Origin of the sequence: Nitratidesulfovibrio liaohensis (assembly GCF_011682075.1) — a bacterium.
Classification (GTDB): domain Bacteria; phylum Desulfobacterota; class Desulfovibrionia; order Desulfovibrionales; family Desulfovibrionaceae; genus Cupidesulfovibrio; species Cupidesulfovibrio liaohensis.
On sequence record NZ_VSMK01000429.1, the window covers coordinates 1 to 2,275 of the forward strand.

The window sequence follows — 2,275 nt, forward strand, 5'->3', positions numbered from 1 at the left end:
CGCCGCGCCCTGTGCCGCCTCCGCCGCCTTCCTCCATCCCGCGTGATGCGGCGGCGGCCGCTGCCGCCGCGCTGGAAGGTCCGCAACTGGATGCCGCGCTGGAACCCCCGGTGCCGCAGGGCGGCATTCCCGACATGCGCGGCCTGGACCCGGCGGACGTGGACTACACGCCGCCGCTCATCGAATGCATGGCCTTCCTGTTCCGCCTGCACGGCAAGCCTGTGTCCACACGGTTTCTCATCGCCGGGCTGCCCATGTCCGACGGGCCGGTGCATCCTTCCGCCTGCATCCGCGCCGCACGTACGGCGGGCATGGCCTCCAGCGTGGTGTACCGCCCCACGCTGGACCGCATCTCCGCGCTGACCCTGCCGTGCATCCTGCTGCTGCGGCAGGAAAAGGCCTGCGTGCTGCTGGGCCTGAACGGTGACAAGGCCGAGGTGCTGTTTCCGGAAACGGGCATGGAGCCGCGCACAGTGCCCGTGGACGAGCTGACCAAGGAATACACCGGCTATGCCATGTTCGCCCGGCTGGAAGGCAAGCTGGACCGCCGGGCCAGCGAGATAAAGCTGCTGAAGGCCAAGCGCTGGTTCTGGGACACGCTGCTGCATTTCCTGCCCATCTACAAGCATGTGCTGTTCGCCAGCGTGGTGGTGAACCTGCTGACCATCGTCAGCCCGCTGTTCTTCATGAACGTGTACGACCGCGTGGTGCCCAACAGCGCCACGGAAACGCTGTGGGTGCTGGCCATCGGCATAGGCATCGCCTACGTGTTCGACTTTCTGCTGCGCAACCTGCGCAGTTATTTCGTGGACGTGGCGGGCCGCAATGCCGACATCGTGCTGGCCAGCCGCCTGATGAATCAGCTGATGACCCTGCGCCTGGACGCCAAGCCCGATTCCACGGGGTCGCTGGCCAACAACCTGCGCGAGTTCGAATCGCTGCGCGAGTTCTTCGGCTCCACCACGCTGCTGGCGCTGGTGGACCTGCCCTTCCTGGTGCTGTTCGTGCTCATCGTGTGCTTCATCGGGGGGCCCATCGGCGTGGTGCCCATGCTGGCGGTACCCATCGTGGTGGGCATCGGCATGCTGCTTCAGTTGCCGTTCCAGCGGGTGGCCGAGGCGGGCTACAAGGAAGGCATGCAGAAGAACGCCCTGCTGGTGGAGATCATCAACGGGCTGGAAACGGTGAAATCGTCGCTGGCCGAAGGGCGCATGCAGCACGCCTGGGAAAAGGTGGTGGGCATGAGCGCCTCGTCCAACGCCCAGTCCAAGGGGCTGGCCAACATCTCGGTGACCATGTCCATCCTGTTCACCCAGTTGGTCAGCGTGACGGTGATCATCTGGGGCGTGTACCGCATTTCCGACGGGCTTCTGACCATGGGCGGGCTGATCGCCTGCAACATGCTGGCCTCGCGCGCCATGGCCCCGCTGAGCCAGGTGGCGGCCATGCTGGCGCGGCTGCAACAGTCGCGCATGGCCCTGAAGTCGTTGGACATGCTCATGAACCTGCCCACGGAACGGCCCGAAGACCGTCCGTACGTCGATTTCGGCCCGCTGGAACATTCCATGGTCTTCGAAAGCGTGTCCTTCGCCTACCCCGGCTCGGAACGGCTGGCGCTGGAGAACGTCAACACCACCATCCGCCCCGGCGAGCGGGTGGGCATCATCGGGCGCATGGGCTCGGGCAAATCCACCCTGGGGCGCCTGGCCATCGGCCTGTACCAGCCGCGTGACGGCGCGGTGCGCTTCGGCGGGGTGGACATCCGCCAGATGGACATGGCCGACCTGCGCTCGCGCGTGGGGTACCTTGCCCAGGACAACTACCTGTTCTACGGATCGGTGCGCGACAACATCGCCATCGGCGTGCCCAACGCCGACGACAGGATGATCCTGCGCGCCGCCACCATTGCCGGGGTGGTCGATTTCGTGCGCGGGCACCCGGCGGGCTTCGGCATGCCGGTGGGCGAGCGGGGCATGGCTCTTTCGGGCGGGCAGCGCCAGGCCGTGGCCCTGGCTCGTTCGCTGCTGCACGACCCCGACGTTCTGATACTGGACGAACCGTCCAGCAACATGGACAATTCGTCGGAAATGGCGCTGAAGCGGCGCCTTGCGGAAATACTGGACAAAAAGACGCTGATCCTGGTGACCCACCGGGTGAGCATGCTGGACCTGGTGGACCGGCTGATCGTGCTCGACCATGGCCGGGTGGTGGCCGACGGCCCCAAGCAGGCCGTCCTTGCCGCGCTGCGCGGCGATCAGGTGCGCGCCGCGGGGCC

General features: G+C 66.5%; 1 protein-coding gene. It reads left to right on the forward strand.

The window, feature by feature from the left end:
- Positions 1-134: 134 nt before the first annotated feature.
- Positions 135-2,275, forward strand: a 2,141-nt coding sequence (locus FVW27_RS13490; RefSeq protein WP_167125957.1) for a type I secretion system permease/ATPase, incomplete at its 3' end; no start/stop codon positions are given.